Origin of the sequence: Novosphingobium aquimarinum, from assembly GCF_009746585.1 — a bacterium.
GTDB lineage: Bacteria > Pseudomonadota > Alphaproteobacteria > Sphingomonadales > Sphingomonadaceae > Novosphingobium > Novosphingobium aquimarinum.
The window spans coordinates 211417-229400 of the sequence record NZ_WRPO01000006.1; the positions used below are offsets into that span (position 1 = coordinate 211417).

Annotated in this window: 19 protein-coding genes and 1 tRNA gene; 6 read left to right on the top strand and 14 right to left on the bottom strand. The window is 66.6% G+C overall.

The annotated features are described in order from the left end of the window. Positions 1 to 4: 4 nt before the first annotated feature. Both GQO94_RS09200 and GQO94_RS09205 read right to left on the bottom strand, forming a co-directional pair. Positions 5 to 1384, bottom strand: coding sequence for an amidohydrolase (locus GQO94_RS09200; protein WP_408636609.1), 1380 nt, complete (start codon positions 1382 to 1384; stop codon positions 5 to 7). A 60-nt stretch (positions 1385 to 1444) separates the two neighbouring features. Beyond that, positions 1445 to 3100 (bottom strand): peptide MFS transporter, encoded by a 1656-nt coding sequence (locus GQO94_RS09205; RefSeq protein ID WP_156840842.1) that lies wholly within the window; start codon positions 3098 to 3100, stop codon positions 1445 to 1447. A 208-nt stretch (positions 3101 to 3308) separates the two neighbouring features. Between GQO94_RS09205 and GQO94_RS09210 the strand changes: the two genes are divergently transcribed. From GQO94_RS09210 to GQO94_RS09220, 3 genes are all read left to right on the top strand, one after another. Continuing rightward, positions 3309 to 3590, top strand: a complete 282-nt coding sequence (locus GQO94_RS09210; protein ID WP_156840843.1) for an integration host factor subunit beta — start codon at positions 3309 to 3311, stop codon at positions 3588 to 3590. Between the two features lie 139 nt (positions 3591 to 3729). Continuing rightward, positions 3730 to 3814 (top strand) — tRNA-Leu (locus tag GQO94_RS09215). A gap of 246 nt (positions 3815 to 4060) precedes the next feature. Further along, positions 4061 to 4720: a PilZ domain-containing protein gene (locus GQO94_RS09220; protein WP_232332848.1), complete on the top strand. Its 660-nt coding sequence runs from the start codon at positions 4061 to 4063 to the stop codon at positions 4718 to 4720. Here the strand turns inward: GQO94_RS09220 and msrB are convergent. The 3 genes from msrB to GQO94_RS09235 all read right to left on the bottom strand — a co-directional run bounded on the left by msrB (position 4678) and on the right by GQO94_RS09235 (position 7481). Next, positions 4678 to 5175 (bottom strand): peptide-methionine (R)-S-oxide reductase MsrB, encoded by a 498-nt coding sequence (gene msrB, locus GQO94_RS09225; protein ID WP_156840844.1) that lies wholly within the window; start codon positions 5173 to 5175, stop codon positions 4678 to 4680. The two genes, GQO94_RS09220 and msrB, sit on opposite strands and share 43 nt — an antisense overlap. Before the next feature lie 63 nt (positions 5176 to 5238). After that, a complete protein-coding gene (locus tag GQO94_RS09230) occupies positions 5239 to 6477 on the bottom strand; it encodes an ABC transporter permease (RefSeq protein WP_156840845.1) in 1239 nt (412 codons plus the stop codon). Further along, positions 6474 to 7481, bottom strand: a complete 1008-nt coding sequence (locus tag GQO94_RS09235) for an ABC transporter ATP-binding protein (RefSeq protein ID WP_156840846.1) — start codon at positions 7479 to 7481, stop codon at positions 6474 to 6476. Before GQO94_RS09235 ends, GQO94_RS09230 begins: the two co-directional genes overlap by 4 nt. 45 nt (positions 7482 to 7526) lie before the next feature. Between GQO94_RS09235 and queG the strand changes: the two genes are divergently transcribed. Continuing rightward, complete coding sequence (queG, locus tag GQO94_RS09240) at positions 7527 to 8630, top strand: tRNA epoxyqueuosine(34) reductase QueG (RefSeq protein ID WP_156840847.1); 1104 nt, start codon at positions 7527 to 7529, stop codon at positions 8628 to 8630. A 186-nt stretch (positions 8631 to 8816) separates the two neighbouring features. Here queG and GQO94_RS09245 read toward each other — a convergent pair whose 3' ends face one another. The 7 genes from GQO94_RS09245 to GQO94_RS09275 all read right to left on the bottom strand — a co-directional run bounded on the left by GQO94_RS09245 (position 8817) and on the right by GQO94_RS09275 (position 13742). Then, positions 8817 to 10043 (bottom strand): NAD(P)/FAD-dependent oxidoreductase, encoded by a 1227-nt coding sequence (locus GQO94_RS09245; RefSeq protein WP_156840848.1) that lies wholly within the window; start codon positions 10041 to 10043, stop codon positions 8817 to 8819. Positions 10044 to 10159: 116 nt separating this feature from the next. After that, entirely contained in the window at positions 10160 to 11140 is a 981-nt protein-coding gene (locus tag GQO94_RS09250) for an LLM class flavin-dependent oxidoreductase (protein ID WP_156840849.1), read from the bottom strand. After that, a complete protein-coding gene (locus tag GQO94_RS09255) occupies positions 11137 to 11991 on the bottom strand; it encodes a tetratricopeptide repeat protein (RefSeq protein WP_156840850.1) in 855 nt (284 codons plus the stop codon). Before GQO94_RS09255 ends, GQO94_RS09250 begins: the two co-directional genes overlap by 4 nt. 18 nt (positions 11992 to 12009) lie before the next feature. Beyond that, complete coding sequence (locus GQO94_RS09260; RefSeq protein ID WP_156840851.1) at positions 12010 to 12756, bottom strand: alpha/beta hydrolase; 747 nt, start codon at positions 12754 to 12756, stop codon at positions 12010 to 12012. Between the two features lie 40 nt (positions 12757 to 12796). Then, a complete protein-coding gene (locus GQO94_RS09265; RefSeq protein WP_156840852.1) occupies positions 12797 to 12988 on the bottom strand; it encodes a helix-turn-helix transcriptional regulator in 192 nt (63 codons plus the stop codon). After that, entirely contained in the window at positions 12985 to 13575 is a 591-nt protein-coding gene (locus GQO94_RS09270; protein WP_156840853.1) for a hypothetical protein, read from the bottom strand. Before GQO94_RS09270 ends, GQO94_RS09265 begins: the two co-directional genes overlap by 4 nt. Continuing rightward, positions 13572 to 13742, bottom strand: coding sequence for a hypothetical protein (locus GQO94_RS09275; RefSeq protein ID WP_156840854.1), 171 nt, complete (start codon positions 13740 to 13742; stop codon positions 13572 to 13574). Before GQO94_RS09275 ends, GQO94_RS09270 begins: the two co-directional genes overlap by 4 nt. Positions 13743 to 14090: 348 nt before the next feature. On the opposite strand from GQO94_RS09275, the gene thrS reads away from it, so the two are divergent. Then, on the top strand, positions 14091 to 16103 hold the full coding sequence (gene thrS / locus GQO94_RS09280; protein WP_156840855.1) for a threonine--tRNA ligase: 2013 nt from the start codon (positions 14091 to 14093) through the stop codon (positions 16101 to 16103). A gap of 7 nt (positions 16104 to 16110) precedes the next feature. Next, the gene (locus tag GQO94_RS09285; RefSeq protein WP_156840856.1) at positions 16111 to 16782 is read left to right on the top strand and encodes a spermidine synthase; all 672 of its coding nucleotides are present in this window, start codon (positions 16111 to 16113) and stop codon (positions 16780 to 16782) included. Positions 16783 to 16819: 37 nt separating this feature from the next. Here the strand turns inward: GQO94_RS09285 and GQO94_RS21250 are convergent, their stop codons facing one another. Continuing rightward, positions 16820 to 16954: a hypothetical protein gene (locus GQO94_RS21250; protein ID WP_269748749.1), complete on the bottom strand. Its 135-nt coding sequence runs from the start codon at positions 16952 to 16954 to the stop codon at positions 16820 to 16822. 44 nt (positions 16955 to 16998) lie between these two features. Next, complete coding sequence (locus GQO94_RS09295; protein WP_156840858.1) at positions 16999 to 17976, bottom strand: agmatine deiminase family protein; 978 nt, start codon at positions 17974 to 17976, stop codon at positions 16999 to 17001. Positions 17977 to 17984: the final 8 nt, after the last annotated feature.

Below are 17984 nucleotides of genomic sequence, written 5' to 3' on the forward strand. Positions count from 1 at the left end.
CGCTTCACTTCACGTCTCCTTCGCCGGGCTGGCCAAGCTCGAAATCGCTCACCGGCCGCCGCTTGCGATCCATCGCATCGTACATCAGCGCGCCGTCGACCCAGACCTTCTCGGGCCGCGAATAGACCGAGAGCGGATCGCCGTTCCACAAAACGACATCGGCCATCTTGCCGCTTTCGAGGCTGCCGGTCTTGTCACCGATTCCCATCGCCTTTGCCGGGTTGAGCGTGAACCAGCCGACCACGGTGGCGTCGGGAATTTCGATGCCCATGCGCCGCCCGTCGGCCTGCGCCTTGGCGGCTTCCTGGTTGAGGCGCTGGATGCCGTTCTCGTCATCCGAGTGAATGATGACGCAAGCGCCTTCGCGCGAGAGCAGCGCGGCGTTTTCGGGAATGGCGTCGTAAGCTTCCATCTTGAAGCCGTACCAGTCCGCCCAGACCGCCGAACACACGCCCGCCTCGCGCAGCAGATCGCCGATCTTGTAGCTTTCGACCGCGTGGTGGAAAGCCGTGACCTTGTAGCCGAACTCCTTGGCCATATCGAGCACCAGCGCCATCTCGTCGGCGCGATAGCAGTGGTTCTGGATCAGGATCTCGCCCTTGAGCACGCCTTCGAGCGTCTCGTTGGCGAGGTCGCGCTTGGCGTGATCGCCGTTCATGTAGTTCTGCGCGTCGATCCAGGTCTGGCGATTGACCGCGAAGTTGCCCATCCGGGTCGAAGGCTTGGTGCCACGGCTGCCGTAGACGCGCTTGGGGTTTTCACCGCAGGCCATCTTCAGCGAATAAGGCGCGCCGGGAAACTTCATGCCCTGCACCGTGCGGCTCGGCACATTCTTGAGCGTGACCGAGCGGCCGCCCATGAGGTTGGCCGAGCCCGGCAGGATCTGCAGCGACGTGACGCCGCCATTGGCGAGCGCGCGGGTGAAGCCGGGATCCTGCGGCCAGACCGAATGCTCCGCCCAGACATCGGGGGTCGTGGGCGAGGTCGCCTCGTTGCCGTCCGAGTGCGCATCGACCGACGGCGTGGGATAGTCGCCGAGGTGCGAGTGGATGTCGATCACGCCCGGCGTCACGAACTTGCCGCTGCCGTCGATCTGCGTGAAGCCTGCCGGGATCGCGAGATCGGGGCCGCCGATGCCGGTGATCTTGCCGTTCTCGAACAACACCGTGCCGCCCTCGATCACGCCGCCCGCGCCATCGTAGACGGTGGCGCCGACCAATGCGGTCGGCGTGCCGGGATAGGCCTTATAGGTCGATGGGTAAGGCGTTTCGGTCGAAGCGGTCGACTTGGCGCCGCCCGATCCGCCGGTCGTGGCGCAAGCGCTCAGAGCGAGGGCAGCGGCAAGCGCGCTACCAAGTTTCCCGATCCCGGGACGTACCATCATGATTTTGTCTTCCCTGTTAATCAACATACTGCCGCGCCGAAGCGCCGACAGAATCTGTGTTCACTTTGGTTTGACAGCCGGGTGAATGCCCGCTTCCTGCGCCTCGAGGCCTGCCCCCGCCTGGCCTTCCAGATCGTCCGAAACGTTCCGGTCGCCGAGCGTATCGAGATGCATCCAGCGCTTTACGATCGGTGACAAAAGCAGAACCACCACGGCGATGCCGATCGTGGTCCAGCCGATCGTGCTGTAGATCGACAGCGTCAGCTCCTTCGACATCTCGCCGCTTTCGCCGCCGGTCGCCTCACCGATCTTGCCCGCCACGAAATTGCCGACGGCGGTCATGTAGAACCACGCGCCCATGATGAAACTGCCGAGATGCAGCGGCGCAAGACGTGTCATGGCCGAAAGGCCGACGGGCGACAGGCAGAGCTCGCCGGTGGTGTGCAAAAGGTAGATGAGAAACACGAAGATGACCGGCGTCATGATCGCCGGATCGCCTGTGCTTGCCCCCCAGACGAAGACGAGGAAGCCGAGGCCCACTTGCACCAATGCCAGACCGAACTTGGCAGGCGCGCTCGGCTCCAGCCCCTTGGCGCCAAGAAACTGCCATAGTGCGGCGAAGACCGGCGCGAAGATCACGATGTAGATCGGGTTGATGGACTGGAACAGGCTGGTCGGCACCCCGCCCCGGTCGACGAATTTGTCGGTATAGAGCGACAGCGAGCCGCCCGCCTGCTCGAACAGCCCCCAGAAGACCGGATTGAGTGCGATGAGGAACAGGATCGCGAAGATCCGCTCGCGCGCATCCTTGGGCAGCTTGAACGCCTCGTAGAGCGTATAGCCCAGCATCGCGACGCCGGTGATGATCAGCATCGTCTGGATCACGTCGACGTATTGAATCAGCAACCAGATTACCGCGACGGCGGCAATGCCGGTGGCATAGAGCAGCATTTCCTTGCGCTTCACCAAAGGCATGGGCGGCTCGCCCTGGCCCCTGAGCGCGGGCTTGCCGAGCATGAAAATGATGAGCCCCAGGAGCATCCCGATGCCCGCGATGCCGAAGCCCCAGGACCAACCGATCGTCTCCCCAAGGTATCCGACCAGAATGGTCCCGAGCGCCGCGCCGACGTTCACGCCCATGTAGAAGATCGTATAAGCCGCGTCTCGGCGGGTATCGGTCATGCGGTAGAGCTGCCCGACGATGACCGAAATATTCGCCTTCAGGAAGCCCGAGCCGACGATGATCAGTGCGAGCGCGAGCCAGAAGATATTGATCGCGGGATCCGCCTGCTTGACCAGGGGATCGGTTGCGCCCTGCACGCCCTCGACCGCCATGAACAAGTGGCCGAGCGCGAGCACCAGCCCCCCGAAGAGCACCGCCTTGCGCTGCCCAAGCCAGCGATCGGCCAGATAACCGCCCAGCACCGGCGTGATATAGACGAGGCTGGTGTAGCCGCCATAAACAAGCGCCGCATCGCCATCGCTGAACAGCCAGAACTTGGTGAGATACAGAATCAGCAGCGCGCGCATGCCGTAGAAGGAGAACCGTTCCCACATCTCTGCATAGAACAGAACGAAGAGGCCACGCGGATGGCCAACGAATTCGTCGGACTTTCGCGTGGCGATGACACCGCCGATGGCCAGAACCGCGAAAAGAGCGAGGGCGGCAATCGCCGCGATCCAATCGCCCTCATTCCACATGGAAATGTTCTTCATGCGCCCCCGAATGCCTTTGAACCCCGTTGCGGGGCTTATCAGCGGGTTAGCGTAGCGAGCAAAATGCCCAAGCGAAAGGCTTTAGGCTCGCTTCGGGCAAAAGCGCGCGGGTATTGCGCAGGCACGATCCCGGTGGCAATTTTCTGTTGGGTTTGCAGAAAGGTAAGAGCCTGTTTATTGCGGCACACTTGCAAAGGGGGAACTTCGCATGATCCGATCGGAACTCGTTCAAGAGCTTGGCAAGATGAACCCGGAGTTGCGGGGGGAAGACATCGAACGTGCCGTCGATGCCTTCTTCGAGGAAATTGCCCAGCGCCTGAGCGAGGGCGGCCGCGTCGAGCTGCGAGGCTTCGGCGCATTCTCCACTCGCCATCGCGAAAGCCGCAAGGGCCGCAACCCGCGCACCGGCGAATCCGTGGACGTCCCCGAAAAGCGCGTTCCCTACTTCAAGCCGGGCAAGGAAATGCGCCAGCGGCTCAACGTCGAGTAGGCGCGCAAGGAACCTCGCGCGCCTCGCCATCGGCCAGGGACGCGCGTCGGGTCCGAAGGACGGCGTGTCGGATCCGACATGATTGCTTCGACTTGCCGCCGGGGAACCGATCTGCCAGACGTCGCGCCGCACCGACTGCGCGGACGTGGCGGAATGGTAGACGCAGGGGACTTAAAATCCCTTGAGCCTTGCTCGTGCGGGTTCGAGTCCCGCCGTCCGCACCACGCCTGCACGGTGTCGGCAAGCCTTACATCCGGACTGGTCCAAAGCGCAGTTTTGATCAGATCGATCGCGCCCTGGACCCGGCAACGTGTTCCGTCCCGCACCCGACCGTCGGGATAATTTACGAAACCGCAATATGTCAGGATGTAACATCATTCGTGAATTCCAGGGTCGCTCCTCGGGGTTCGACACTTTCGCGATGGAATTTGGCCCGCATGGTGACGATGAAAACCCAGGAGACGGCAACGATGCCTCTCGCATCCAGTGATGAGCCCGGCGCCGAACAGCGCCAGGAGCCGCGTTTAGCCCTGCTGCTGCGAACCGCGAAAGTGGTCTCGCCGCAGGGCGAATTCCTCTGCATCATCCGGGACGTGTCCGAAGGCGGCGTCCGCCTGCGCCTGTTCCACTTGCTGCCCGAAAGCTTCGACGGCGGTCTGGTCGAACTCGGCAACGGCGCCCAGTTCGGTGTCGAGAGGGTGTGGGAGAGCAATGGGGAAGCGGGCTTCCGCTTTACCCAGCCGATCGATCTTGAGGCCTTCATGGGCGAGGCGAGCCCGTACCCCAAACGCGCCATTCGCCTGTGCATGGACGTTCCCGCCGAGATCGCCTTCGCCGGGCAGCAGATCCCGGTGAGGATCCATGATCTGTCGCGCCAGGGTGCCTGCATCGAAAGCGAGGAATTGCTCGCGCGGGGCCAGGTCCTGCGAATCAAGGGACCGCATCTGCCCGAGATCGAAGCCACGGTCTGCTGGCGGCGCGCGCCCAATTACGGTCTGGTGTTCGATCGCATCATGACCATGAGCGACCTCGCCGAACGGGCCGCGGCCATGCAAGGCGCGCTCGCGGCGCGTTCGTCCGATCCGGTTCAGGCCGGGCGGAACTTCATCGCATCGCCATTCATGCAGTAGCGTTTGCCGGTGGGCTTGGGCCCGTCGTCGAACACGTGCCCGAGGTGGCCGCCGCACTTGGCGCAGTGCACTTCGGTGCGCGGATAGCCCAGCTTGAAATCTCGCGACGTGCCGATCGCGCCCGGTAGCGGCTTCCAGAAGCTGGGCCAGCCGGTGCCGCTTTCGAACTTCGTGGCCGAAGAGAAGAGCGCATTGCCGTCGGCCGCACAGACGAACGTGCCCTTGCGCTTTTCCTCGTTGAGCGGCGAGCTGTAGGGCCGCTCGGTGCCTTCCTTGCGCAGGATCTGAAACTGCGCGGGAGTGAGCCGCTTGCGCCACTCGGCTTCGCTGTAGCTGACGGGAAAGCCCTTCGCCTCGGCATCGCGCGATCCGCACGCGGCAATCACCGGCATGGCGACGCCCAGGCCGAGCCATGCCAGCATCCGGCGCCGGTCTGTCTGCTCGATCGTGATCATCGCCTAGTCTCCCTCTGGAACAGCGCGTGATAGCACGCCGCGCCTGAACCGGGGATGTCGGGATCAACCCCGCGCGGTGCGAAGCCGAGACAGGAGCTTGCGGCGCTGGCGCACCGGGGCCGGGCCCGACTGCATCACCCGCTTGCGGAACAGCCGCGAGCCCAGCTTCACGAACACGACCACGCAGACCAATTGCCACGCGATCGCCAGCACGTGCGGCACGAGTCCGGGATCGAGCGCGGCCCGCGCCAGCATCGCGAAAGGCGAGCTGAACGGGATCACGATCGCGGCGATCTCCAGCCCGCTGCCCGCCTCGGTCATCGCGAAGCTGGCGAAGAAGAAGTTGATGAGCTGCAGCATCGTCACCGGCATCGACATCGTCTGCACTTCGCGCACGGTGGTGGCGAGCGAGCCGATCGCGAGAAACAGCGAGCCGACCAGCAGATAGGCCATCGCGAAGTAGACCACGCCCAGCGCGAACAGCAGCGGCCAGCCCACGGCGGGCGCGGGCAGGCTCGGCAGCGCGGACCCGGCAGCCAGCACCAGCGCGCCGACCATCGATCCCCACACGGCGATGCCGACGAACGACACCCCGAGCATCGCGAACAGCTTGCCGAAGAACACTGCATCCATCGGGATCGCGGCGGCGAGGATCTCGATGATCTTGTTGCCCTTCTCCTCGACGAGGTTCGAGAGCACCATGCCGGCGAGGATCATCATCAGCAGGAACAGCAGCGTCTGCGCGCCCTGCGCGGTCTTGAGCCGGCCCGAGCGGCTTTCGCCACGCTTCGCGACGACGACCTGCGTCTCGACCTTGGCGTAGTCGCGCGGGCCGTTGCCTTCCGCCTGCGCCGCGATCAGCGAGACCGGTCCGCGCCATTCCTCCACCCAGCGCTGCGGGCCGGTGAGAACCGGGCTCGCGGGCGTGCCGGACAGAATCGCGGTGGTATCCGCTTTGGCAAGGCGGGCACGGGCGTCAAAGGCCTCGCCTGGCCGCACCTCGGCAATGACGCGCATGTCGGGAAGCGGGATCCCGGCGGACCCGGCCAGCGAATCGCGCGCGGTCGTCATCCGCAGCGCATCTTCGCCGGACATGGCGATGCCGATGCGCGGGGTCTCGGCGCTGGTCTGCACGCGCTGGCCGACGCCGCCCGCCATGACTGCGACCACTACCGGAAACAGCGGGCCGAGCAGGAAAAACAGGAAGCTGCGGCTGAACAGGATCGCGGTGAAATCGCGCCGCGCGACGACCATCGCGGCGGCGAAAGTGGACAGACGGCCTGTCTCGACGGACTTGCTCATCGCTTCTGCTCCACGGGGCTTTCCGCTTCGAGCGCACGCGCCGCCGCCTCGCCGGCGATCGCGACGAAGGCATCGTGCAGCCCCGCGCGCTCGATCGAGAGCGAGAGAATTCCGGCCTCGCCTTCGATCAGCGCGCGCAACAGCGGCTCGATCCCGGTTTCGGGCAGCGAGAAATACCAGAACTGGCCTTCGTTGCGGGCATCGGCGGGCAGCGCGGCCCGCCAGGCTCCGTCGATGGCGCGAGTCTCCAGCCGCACTTGCGCGGGGATCCGGTCGCGCGCGACGTCGACGGACCCGGCAAACGGCACTTTGCCGCCGGCGATGATCGCGACTTCGTCGCACAGCCGCTCGGCATGGGCGATGACGTGAGTGGAAAAGATCACGGTGGTGCCGGTCGCGGCGAGATCGCGCATCATCCGCTCCAGCCGCCCCTGGTTGAGCGCATCGAGGCCGGAAAACGGTTCGTCGAATACCACCAGCCGGGGCCGGTGCACCAGCGTGCCGATGATCTGCACTTGCTGCGCCATGCCCTTCGAGAGCTGGCGGATCTGCCGGTCTGCCGCATAGCCAAGGCCATGCTCCTCGAGCAACTCGCGCGCGCGCGCACGACCCGTCTTGAGCGGCAGCCCGCGCAGCGCGCCGACGAACGCGATCGCGTCCACCGCCTTCATCGCCGGGTAGAGCCCGCGTTCCTCGGGCAAGTAGCCGATCCGGGTGGCGACATCGTGCGGCCGGTCGGCGCCGAGAATGCGGCGCGTACCCGAATCGGGATCGATGATGCCCAGCAGCATGCGCAGCGTCGTCGTCTTGCCCGCACCATTGGGGCCGAGAATGCCGTAGATCGCGCCTTCGGGGACGGAAATGTCGACCCCGTCGACCGCGGCGAAGCCGTCGAAGCGCTTGACCAGGCCGCGCGCTTCGATCGCGAGCGGCACCGTGTCGGTCCCGGTGTCCGGTGCGTCCGCGTTGCCCGCCACCGGCCATTCTCCTACAGCGATGTTCATTCCTGCGCCCCTAGGCCCTGCACATAAAGTCGAGCATCCGCAAGTTTGGTTAAGACCGTCCTAAATCCCGATCTTTCGGACGCGCTCGCCGCCGAAGCGGAGCGGCTGGGCTTCTGCGCTTGCGGGATCGCGTCCGCCGAGCGCGACGACACGCGCGCCCGGTTGCTGGAGACCTGGCTGGCGGAGGGCATGCACGGCTCGATGGGCTGGATGGCCGAACGCGCGCACCAGCGCCGCTCGCCACAGGATTTGTGGCCCGAAGCGCGCTCGGTGATCGTGCTGGGAATGAGCTATGCACCCGGCGCCGATCCGCTGGCGCTGGCCGAACATGGCGGGATCGCGCGGATTTCGGCTTATGCGCAAGGCGCGGACTATCACGACACGGTCAAGAAGGCGCTGAAAGCACTGGCCCGCTGGCTGATCGCGGAAGCGGAGCGGCGCGGCCTACCCGATGCCGGCGTGAAAGTGTTCACCGACACCGCGCCGGTGATGGAAAAGCCGCTGGCCGCCGCCGCCGGGCTCGGCTGGCAAGGCAAGCACACCAATCTGGTCAGCCGCGAACACGGATCGTGGTTGTTCCTCGGCGAGATCTACACGACGCTGGAGTTCGAGACCGACAAACCCGCGCAAGACCGCTGCGGCTCGTGCCACGCCTGCCAGGACGCCTGCCCGACGAACGCCTTTCCCGAACCCTACCGCCTCGATGCGCGCCGCTGCATCAGCTACCTCACGATCGAGCACAAAGGCGCGATCCCGGAAGAATTCCGCGATGCTCTCGGCAACCGCATCTATGGTTGCGACGATTGCCTTGCGGTTTGCCCCTGGAACAAGTTCGCCAGCACCGCGCATACCATGCGTGCCTTCCTGCCCCGCGCCGAACTCGCCGCCCCGCCGCTCGACGCGCTGCTGGCACTCGACGATGCGGGCTTCCGCAAGCTGTTCGCCGGCTCCCCGATCAAGCGAATCGGCCGCGACCGCTTCGTCCGCAACTGCCTCTACGCGGCGGGCAACAGCGGCGATCCCGGACTGCTGCGCGCGATCGAGCCCTTGCTGACGGATCCTGATCCGGCAGTAGCAGACGCGGCGGCGTGGGCGAAGAGCCGACTTGAATGCGAGCGGGTGCGGTCCGCCCATCCGGGCGAACCTTAGCGGCACCGGCCCACGCCCCCACCCGACCTCCCATCAGGATACACTAGTGGGAGGTCGGGTGGGGGCGTGGGCCGGTGCCGTGCCAAACCGCGAATGCGGTTTGGCAATCACAAAGACTCGCGGGGGACGGGGGCGGGGGCAACCTGGCGATGCAGGTTGCCACTCGGAAAAGACTCCCGAACCCTCTTACAACAATTCCTTGAGCGGCGTGTCTTTGTCGGCAAGCGCGTCGAGGCTTGGCGTGGCCTTGGCTTCGACCAGCTTGCGGCCCTGGACGTAGTCCTTGACCATGTTGACGCAATCGAGCGCCACCACCCGGCCTTCGCGCAGATAGACGACCGAGAAGGCGCGGTCCTCGGGATCGCCGCGCAGCACGGTGTTGTCGAAGCCTGCGTTGATCCCGGCGGTCTGCAGCCGCAAGTCGTACTGATTGGACCAGAACCACGGGAAGGAGCGATACTCCTGCTCGTCGCCGCAGATCTGCTTGGCGACGCAAGTGGCCATGTCGTTGGCGTTCTGCACCGATTCGACCCGCATGACGACGCCGCCCGCGTAGTCGCAAGCGAACGCGGCGCAATCGCCGACCGCGAAGACATCGGGCAGCGAGGTTTTGCAATATTCGTCGACGTCGACGCCATTGGCGCCGGCCGCGCCCGCCAGGATCAGCGGGCCGACGGCGGGAACGATGCCGATGCCGACGATCACCGCCTCGCAGGCAAGCTCCTCGCCATCGGCAAGCTTGACCGCCGAGACCTTGCCGTTTTCGCCGAGAATGCAATCGACCGCGACACCGGTGCGCAAGTCGACCCCGTGATCGCGGTGCTCTTTCTCGTAGAACGCGGAAAGCTCCTCGCCGGCGACGCGCGCGAGCACACGGTCGAGCGCTTCGAGCAGCGTGACTTTGCAGCCCAGCTTGGTCAGCACCGCCGCCGCCTCGAGCCCGATGTAGCCGCCGCCGATCACGACGACATTGCGCGTGCCGTCGTCGATCTCGGCCATCAGCGTGTCGCAATCCTGCCGCGTGCGCACGGTGTGCACGCCGGCCAGATCCGCGCCGCTGCAGGACAGTCGCCGCGCATCGCCTCCGGTCGCCCAGACGAGATGGCCGTATTCGAGCGTGTCGCCGTTGGAGAGCGTGACCGTGTGTGCCGCCGGATCGACCTTGGAAACTTCGACGCCAAGCTCGAAATGGATCTGCTTTTCGGCCCAGAACGTCGGCGGGCGGATGTAGAGGCGGTCAAAGGTCTTGTCGCGCGCGAAGTATTCCTTGGAGAGCGGCGGCCGCTCGTAGGGATACTCGGGCTCGCGTCCGACAACGGTGATCGTCCCTTCGAACCCGTTCTGGCGCAGCGCGATCGCGCATTGCGCGCCCGCATGGCCTGCCCCGACAATGATGACGTCTGCCTTATCCATATCCCGTCCGTTGTTCATTTCCGTTCGCTTGCCTGCCCTTCCCGGCAATCTTCATGCCGCGGGCAAGCCAATCACGCGTTGATACAAAGCCGCAACGCACTTAACCCGCCTGACCGTCAGCGCAAGGCCTCCATCGTCATGGCAAGTGAGCGGCGCCAGGCCTCGGGGTCGTAGGTCGAGCCCGAAACGATCAGCTCGTCGGCTTGCGTGCGCGCGACGAAGTCTTCGATCCCGGCTCGCACGGTGCTGGGCGAGCCGATTGCGCTGACCGAGCGCATCTGTTCGAGCAAAGCCATCCCGCTGCGGTCCAGCGTGTCGCGATAGCCGCGCACGGGCGGCGGCAGGCGCCCCGGATTGCCGCTGCGCAGCGAAACGAAGCTCTGATCGTTGCTCGATGCGAGATACCAGGCTTCCTCATCGGTATCGCCGCACATCACGTTGATCGCGGCCATGAAGTGCGGCTTGTCGAGCGTGGCGGACGGCTCGAACCGCTCGCGATAGACCTGCGCGGCCTGGTCGAGCAGGGCCGGCGCGAAGTGCGAGGCGAAGGCGTAAGGCAGCCCGAGCATCCCGGCGAGCTGCGCGCCGAACAGCGAGGAGCCGAGGATCCACATCTCGACATCCGCGCCCACCGCCTGCGTCGCGGGAAACGGCAGCGCCGGATCGCCCGCGAAACGCGCCCGCAATTCAACCACGTCCTGCGGGAAATTCTCGGCGGCCTGGCGCGGATCCTTGCGCAAGGCGTAGGCAAGCCGCCCGTCCGCACCCGGCGCACGGCCCAAGCCAAGGTCGACCCGGCCGGGAAACAGCGCCGCCAGCGTGCCGAACTGCTCGGCGATCACGTAAGGCGTATGGTTGGGCAGCATGATCCCGCCCGCGCCGATGCGGATGGTGCTGGTGGCATTGCCGATATGCGCCAGCACGACCGAGGCCGCGCCGCCGGCGATGCCTTCCATGCCGTGATGCTCGGCGACCCAGTACCGCCGATAGCCCGCCTTTTCCGCCGCACGAGCCGTCAGCGCGGTCTCGTGGAACGCGGAAGCGAGGGTCTCCCCTTGGCGTACGGGCACGAGGTCGAGTAGCGAAATGGGGATCAACGTCCGGTCTCCGGTTGGGGTGCGAGCTGGTTGATGTAGCCTTGGGCCGTCGCCGCTGCGGGACTGCCGGGCGCGGTCGCCATGACCGATCGCCAGCTTCTGCGAGCCGCTTCCTCGCGTCCGCCGAGCATCGCGATCACGCCGGCCTCGAGGCCCACTTCGGGGTTCGCCGGATCGATCCGCGCGGCTTCCTCGATCTGCTGCTGGGCCTCGTCGAGGCGGTTCTCGCGGCGAGCCAGCGTGGCGGACAACAGCCAGGCCTGCGCGTCGCCCGGCGCGAGCAGGCGGGCGTCGGCCAGCGCGCTGCCAGCCTCGGCCGGACGGTCGAGCGCCACCAGGGCACGCGCCCGGTCGAGTTCGACTTCGGCCGCCAGCGCCTTGTCCGAGACCGCCTTGGCATCGGCGAGCGCGGCGTCGAGCGCACCCATGGCGGCGCCCGGGCGGCCACCGGCAAGCGCGGCGTTGCCGGCCATGGCGCCAAGCCTAGCGCGGCTGGCGCGATCCTCGTCAGCGGCGGCCTCGCGCGCGTCGGCAAAGGCCCGCTGCGCCTCGTCGAAGCGCTCGAGATCGACCAGCGCCATGCCGAGGCACAGCCCGGCGCGCACGCGCTCCTCGCCTGCCGCGCGCCACATCGCTTGTTGCGCCGCCTCGACGCCGCGAACCGGATCGGCCTCGATCTCGGCAATGCAGCCCGCGCTCCCGACCGGCGCGGCAACCGCAGTGACCGGTGCCGTCGGCTGAGCCACGCGCCGCTGCTCGCGGATTTCGGGCGGGGTTTCGAGCGGGCTGGTGCCGATGGCGGGCGCGGCGCCGACCTGGGCAAGCAGAAAGAAGAAGAACAGAGGGGACATGGCGATGGGCTCCGAAGCTCAGCCGCGCTCGGGGAAGTGCGCCAGAGTGCGCAGCAGCAGCGCGACGTCCGCGTCGCGCGAGAGGCGGTGGTCGCCGTCCTTGATCAGCGTGACCTGCACTTGCGGTGAACGCAGCGCCGCCGCCAACCTGAGGGAGATGTCCCAGGGCACATCAGGGTCCTGCTGGCCGTGCAGCAAGTGCACCGGGCAATCGAGCGCGATCTCTCCATCGAGCAACCGGTTCGCTTGCCCGTCGGCCCAGAAGCCGGGATGGGTCGGCGTCGGCTCGGGGCCGTACGGGTTCTCTTCCAGCACGGTTTCGCCGGCCGCGAGCCGCGCTTGATCCTCGGGCGACGTGCCCCAGTCGGTGAAGTCCGGCGCCGGCGCGACACCGATCAGTCCCGCGCGCCGCTCGGGCGGCAGCGCCAGCGCGGCGAGCAGCATCAGCCAGCCGCCCATCGACGATCCGATGAGCAGCACCGGCTCGCCCGGCAATTGGGCTTCGATGAGCGCCAGCACTTCCTCGCGCCAGCGCGACAGGGTGCCATCGGCGAAGTCGCCGGAACTCTCGCCGCAACCCGAATAATCGAGCAGCAGGCAGGCGCGGCCGTTCGCGCGCGCCCAGTCGAACACGGCGGTCGCCTTGCCGCCCGCCATGTCGGACATATAGCCGGGCAGAAAGACGATCGCGGGGCCGGTGCCGGCGGTGAAGCGATGGGCAATGCGGCGCCCGTCGGGCATGTCGTGGAAGCGGGTATCGCTCATGCATCCTTAGTGGGGACGGCGACGGCGGGCGGCAACCGCATCACTCCCGCAGGAAAATATCCTCGATGGCCATCCCGAACACATCGGCGATGCGGAAGGCCAGCGGCAGCGAAGGATCGTACTTGCCCGTCTCGATCGCATTGACGCTTTGTCGGCTGACTTCGAGCCGCGATGCCAGTTCCTGCTGGCTCCAGTTCCGTTCGGCGCGCAGCACCTTGAGGCGATTGTTCACCGGCCGCGCGCCAGGATCGCGCAGTTGCCGATCCCCATGCCAATCCCGAAGACCGGCACCACCCACCAGGCCCAGACATGCGGCACCACCCCGAAGGTCTCGAGAAAGCCCCAGAACGAGCCGAGCGCGAGCACGAAGCCCAGCCCGATGACCGAGGCGAGCAGCGTGCGATAGCGCAAATACTCGTCGGTCTCGTCGAGCAGATAGCGGGCCATCGCCCAGATCATGGCCAGCGTCGGGATCGCGGGCAGTAGCGCGAGAACGGCTAGCAGCGGCGTCGCCAGCCGGATCTGCTCGTAGACCAGCGTCGCCACGCCGAGCCCGGCGACATAGCCGAGCGAGGCGAACAGCATCCGTTTGTTGTACGCCTGCAGCGCCGAGCTGGAATTGCCCGAGCGGCGGGCCGCAGCCATGGCCGTGCGGAAGATCTGCGGCAGGCAGGCCGCCGAAACGACCGCGAGCAGCAGGAACCCCGTCGGCGGATTGATCATGTCGAGGATGCGGGCGGCCGCGATCAACGCCATCGCGATGCCGAATAGCGTGCCCCAAAAGGCCGGGCCGCGAGTTCGGGCCATACCGTCGGTCATTGCGCTGCGCCTTGGCGACGGCAGGCGGCGCGAGACATCACGGCGACCGCCGGAAGGACGAGCAACATCAGCGCGCCGACATCGCGGGCGACGACGTCGAAGCGCACGGCGATGGCGGCGATCAGGAGCGCCGCTGCGCATACGGCTGCGAATCTGGTCGATGGCATGGTCAAGCTCCCTTAGCTTTGTGATAGGTTTCCTTTACATCGCGTCGCCATATAGTCAAGTGTCCTTGGCAGACCGACAAGCGTCCTTGTCACTTTCGGAATTGCGACGTGACAGCGCCGCCCCTGCGCCCTACATCGACCGCCATGGCGACGCAGCGCACCACGACCACGACTACCACCCGGTTCGCCCGGGCCCGGTCGGTCGCGCGTTAAGCGTACCTGCCGCCGCCCGGGCATCCGGGCAGGACGGCGCCGCCTTCCCGGATCGATCACATCACGGCGCCAGCCTTTGCGGTCCGCGCGCACCTGTGCCATGGCGCGCTCCGGTTGAAAGAAGAGACGCCAGCGATGTCCGAGATGTTCAAGATCAGCCTTCCCGACGGGTCCGTGCGCGAGATGCCCGAGGGCTCGACCCCGGCGGACGTCGCCGCCGCGATCGGCCCGGGCCTTGCCAAGGCCGCGCTGGCCGCCAAAGTGGACGGCGAGCTTGTCGATCTGACGCGTCCCTTCGCGGGCGACGCCGAACTGGCGCTGGTCACTGGCCGCGACGAGGCCGATGCGCTGGAACTGGCGCGGCACGATTATGCGCACGTCCTCGCCGAGGCGGTGCAGGCGCTGTGGCCCGGCACGCAGATCACGTTCGGCCCCGCGACCGATGACGGCTTCTACTACGACGTCATGGCGCCCGCTTCGCGCGATCCGTTCTCGATGGACGATCTGCCCGCGATCGAGGAAAAGATGCGCGAGATCATCAAGGCCGACAAGCCGCTGGTCCGCGAAGTCTGGTCGCGCCAGCAGCTGATCGACCGCTGGCAGGCACAAGGCGAGACCTTCAAGGCCGAATGGGCCGCAGAACTCCCCGAAGGCGAGGATCTGACCGTCTACTGGTCGGGCGATCCCGATCACGAGAAGGGCTGGCTCGACATGTGCCGCGGGCCGCATTTGCCTTCCACCGGCAAGCTCGACCCCGCCGCGTTCAAGCTGATGCGCGTCGCGGGCGCCTATTGGCGCGGCGACCAGAAGAACGCGCAGCTCACCCGCATCTACGGCACCGGCTGGCTCAACAAGAAGCAGCTGAACGAGCACCTCACCCGCCTGGAAGAGGCCGCCAAGCGCGATCACCGCAAGCTCGGCGCGGAGATGGACTTGTTCCACCTCCAGGCCGAAGCGCACGGATCGGTGTTCTGGCACCCCAAGGGCTACGTCATCTGGCGCGAGCTGGAGGCCTACATGCGGCGCGCGATCGACGGTGCCGGCTACCGCGAGGTCAAGACCCCGCAAGTCATGGACGCGCGCCAGTGGGAGCAGTCCGGCCACTGGGGCAAGTATCGCGAGAACATGTTCGTCATCCCAGACGAGGTCCCCAACGTGGAGGACGAGGGCCCGATCATTTCGGGCGAGGCGGACTGGATGGCGCTCAAGCCGATGAACTGCCCCGCGCACGTCCTGATCTTCCGGCAGGGCATCAAGTCGTACCGCGACTTACCTCTGCGCATCTACGAGAACGGCTGCTGCCACCGCAACGAGCCGCACGGCGCGCTCCACGGGCTGATGCGCGTGCGCCAGTTCACGCAGGACGATGCACACATCTTCTGCCGCGAGGACCAGATCGTCGACGAAGTGCAGGCCTTCTGCGAGCTCGCCGACCGGGTCTACAAGCACTTCGGGTTCACCTATGCGATCAAGCTCGCCCTGCGCCCGGAAAACCGCTTCGGCACCGAGGAGCAGTGGGACCAGGCCGAGCAGGAACTGCGCGACGCGGTCCACCGCGCCGGCCTCGCCACTGAGGCTTATGGCTGGGAGGAGCTGCCCGGCGAAGGCGCGTTCTATGCGCCCAAGCTCGAATGGCATCTCACCGACGCGATCGGGCGGACCTGGCAGGTCGGCACGATCCAGTCGGACCGCGTGCTTCCCGATCGGCTCGATGCGAGCTACGTCGGCGAAGATGGCGAGCGGCATCGTCCGGTCATGCTGCACCGCGCGATCTTCGGTTCGTACGAACGCTTCATCGGCATCCTGATCGAGCACTTCGCTGGCAAGCTGCCCGTCTGGCTCGCGCCGGTGCAGGCGGTGGTAGCGACGATCGTCTCCGACGCGGACGATTATGCGGACGATGTGCTGGCCAAGCTCAAGGCGGCGGGGATCCGCGCCGAAAGCGACCTGCGCAACGAGAAGATCAACTACAAAGTGCGCGATCACTCGCTCAAGAAGGTCCCGCACTTGCTGGTCGTCGGCAAGCGCGAGGCCGAGGAAGGCACGGTCGCGATCCGGACGCTGGGCGAGCAGCAGCAGAAGGTCGTGTCGCTCGACGAGGCGATCGCGATGCTGAAGGGCGAAACGACGCCGCCGGACTTGCGATGACCGGCACATGATCCGCCGCGAACTGCTCGGAACCGCGCGAGTGCCCGGCGGCGAAACGCTCGAGCTCTATCGCCACGATCGCGATTTCATGATCGTGATGGGCAACAACGAGCTGATGAGCACGCGCAAGCAAGGCTCGGAAGAAGCGCTGGCGACGATGAGCTTCGAGCGGCTGGGCCCCGCCGGCGGGCAGCGGCACTTCCTGATCGGCGGCTACGGCATGGGCTTCACCTTGCGCGCCGCGCTGCGGGTCCTGCCCGCCGATGCGCTGGTGACGGTGGTCGAACTGGTGCCCGAAGTGATCGAGTGGGCGCGCGGGCCGATGGCGGACGTCATGGCCGGCTGTCTCGACGATCCGCGCGTGACGCTGATCGAAGCCGACGTGGGGCAGTTCATTTCAGGCGCCGAAGGCGAGTACGATGCGATCCTGCTCGATGTCGACAACGGCCCCGACGGGCTGGTCCGCGCGGAAAACGACGGTCTCTATTCGAAGCACGGCCTGCGCGAAGCAAGGCGGGCGCTAGTGGATGGGGGCATCCTCGCGATCTGGTCGGCCGCGCCCGATCCAGCCTTTACTCGCCGATTGGAGCGCGCGCGCTTTTCCGTCGAGGAAAGGCGTGTCGCGGCGCGCAGCAATGGCAAGGGCGCCAAGCACGTGATCTGGTTCGCGCAGCGTTGAGCGCGCCGCGCGCTGCGCAGTGCTCGGCTGACGGTTTTTAGAGAGGCAGGTAGGCCAGCGCTTCGCTGGCGCAGATCAACGCGATGGCGCAGCCCGCGACGATCGCGGTGCGCGCGATCTCTTCGACGGCTGGGCGGCGCGAGGCGTCGATGCGGGCGATGATCCGGTTCATGCTCCACATGATGCCCGGTCCCGGTTGCGAAACTGTTAATGCGCCTATGCCGACGGCATCTGCTGGCTGGCGCAGTGGAACGAGCCACCGCCCGCGAGCACGGCATCGGCGCGCAGGCCGATCGTTTCGCGATCGGGGAACAACGCGGCGACCGCAGCGACACCCGCCTCGTCGTGCGGCGTGCCATACGTCGGCACTACCACAAGGCGCGAGGTGATCGCGAAGTTCATGTAACTGGCGGGTTCGATCCGGCCGTCGGTCTCGACTCGTCCGGGCGACGGGATCTCGCGCACGTCCAGCCCGAAAGCCAGCGCCCGCGCCTTCGCATCGGCATAGATCGCGGCGTTGGGATCGTCTTCGCCAGTAGCGCGAGGCAAGGCGAGCACACCCGGCGCGACGAAGCGCGCGAGGTTATCGACATGGCCGTCGGTGTGATCGTTGATGAGCCCCTCGCCCAGCCACAGCACGCGCTCGAAGCCGAGATCGCGCGCCAACCGCGTTTCGATCTCGCCGCGCGTCAGCGAGGGATTGCGATTGGGATGGAGCAGGCATTGCTCGGTGGTGACGACGAGACCGGTCCCGTCCCCGTCGATCGCGCCGCCTTCGAGGATCCAGTCGGCGGTTCTGCAATCCAAGTCGGCGCTGGCGGCAAGCTCGACGCCGATCTCCTGGTCGCCCTCCATCTCGAACTGCCCGCCCCAGCCGTTGAACCCGAAGCGCTGCGCGTAGCGGCGCCCGCCCTCGCCGGTCAGCACCAGCGGCCCGGTGTCGCGCAGCCAGACGTCGCCGTAGCGCCGCTGTTCGAGCGTGACGCCCGGCCCGATCAGCGCAGCAGCGCGCGCCGCGTTGGCCGCGTCGCGCACGATCAGCCGCACTGGCTGACCGCTTGCGGCGACGGCGCTGGCGAAGGCGGCGATTTGCGCCTGCGCGGGTTCAAGAAAGCCGGGCCACTCGACCGGATCGTGCGGAAACCCGATCCAGATCCAGTCTTGCGGCGCCCATTCAGGCGGAAAGTACGCCATGCGCGGCT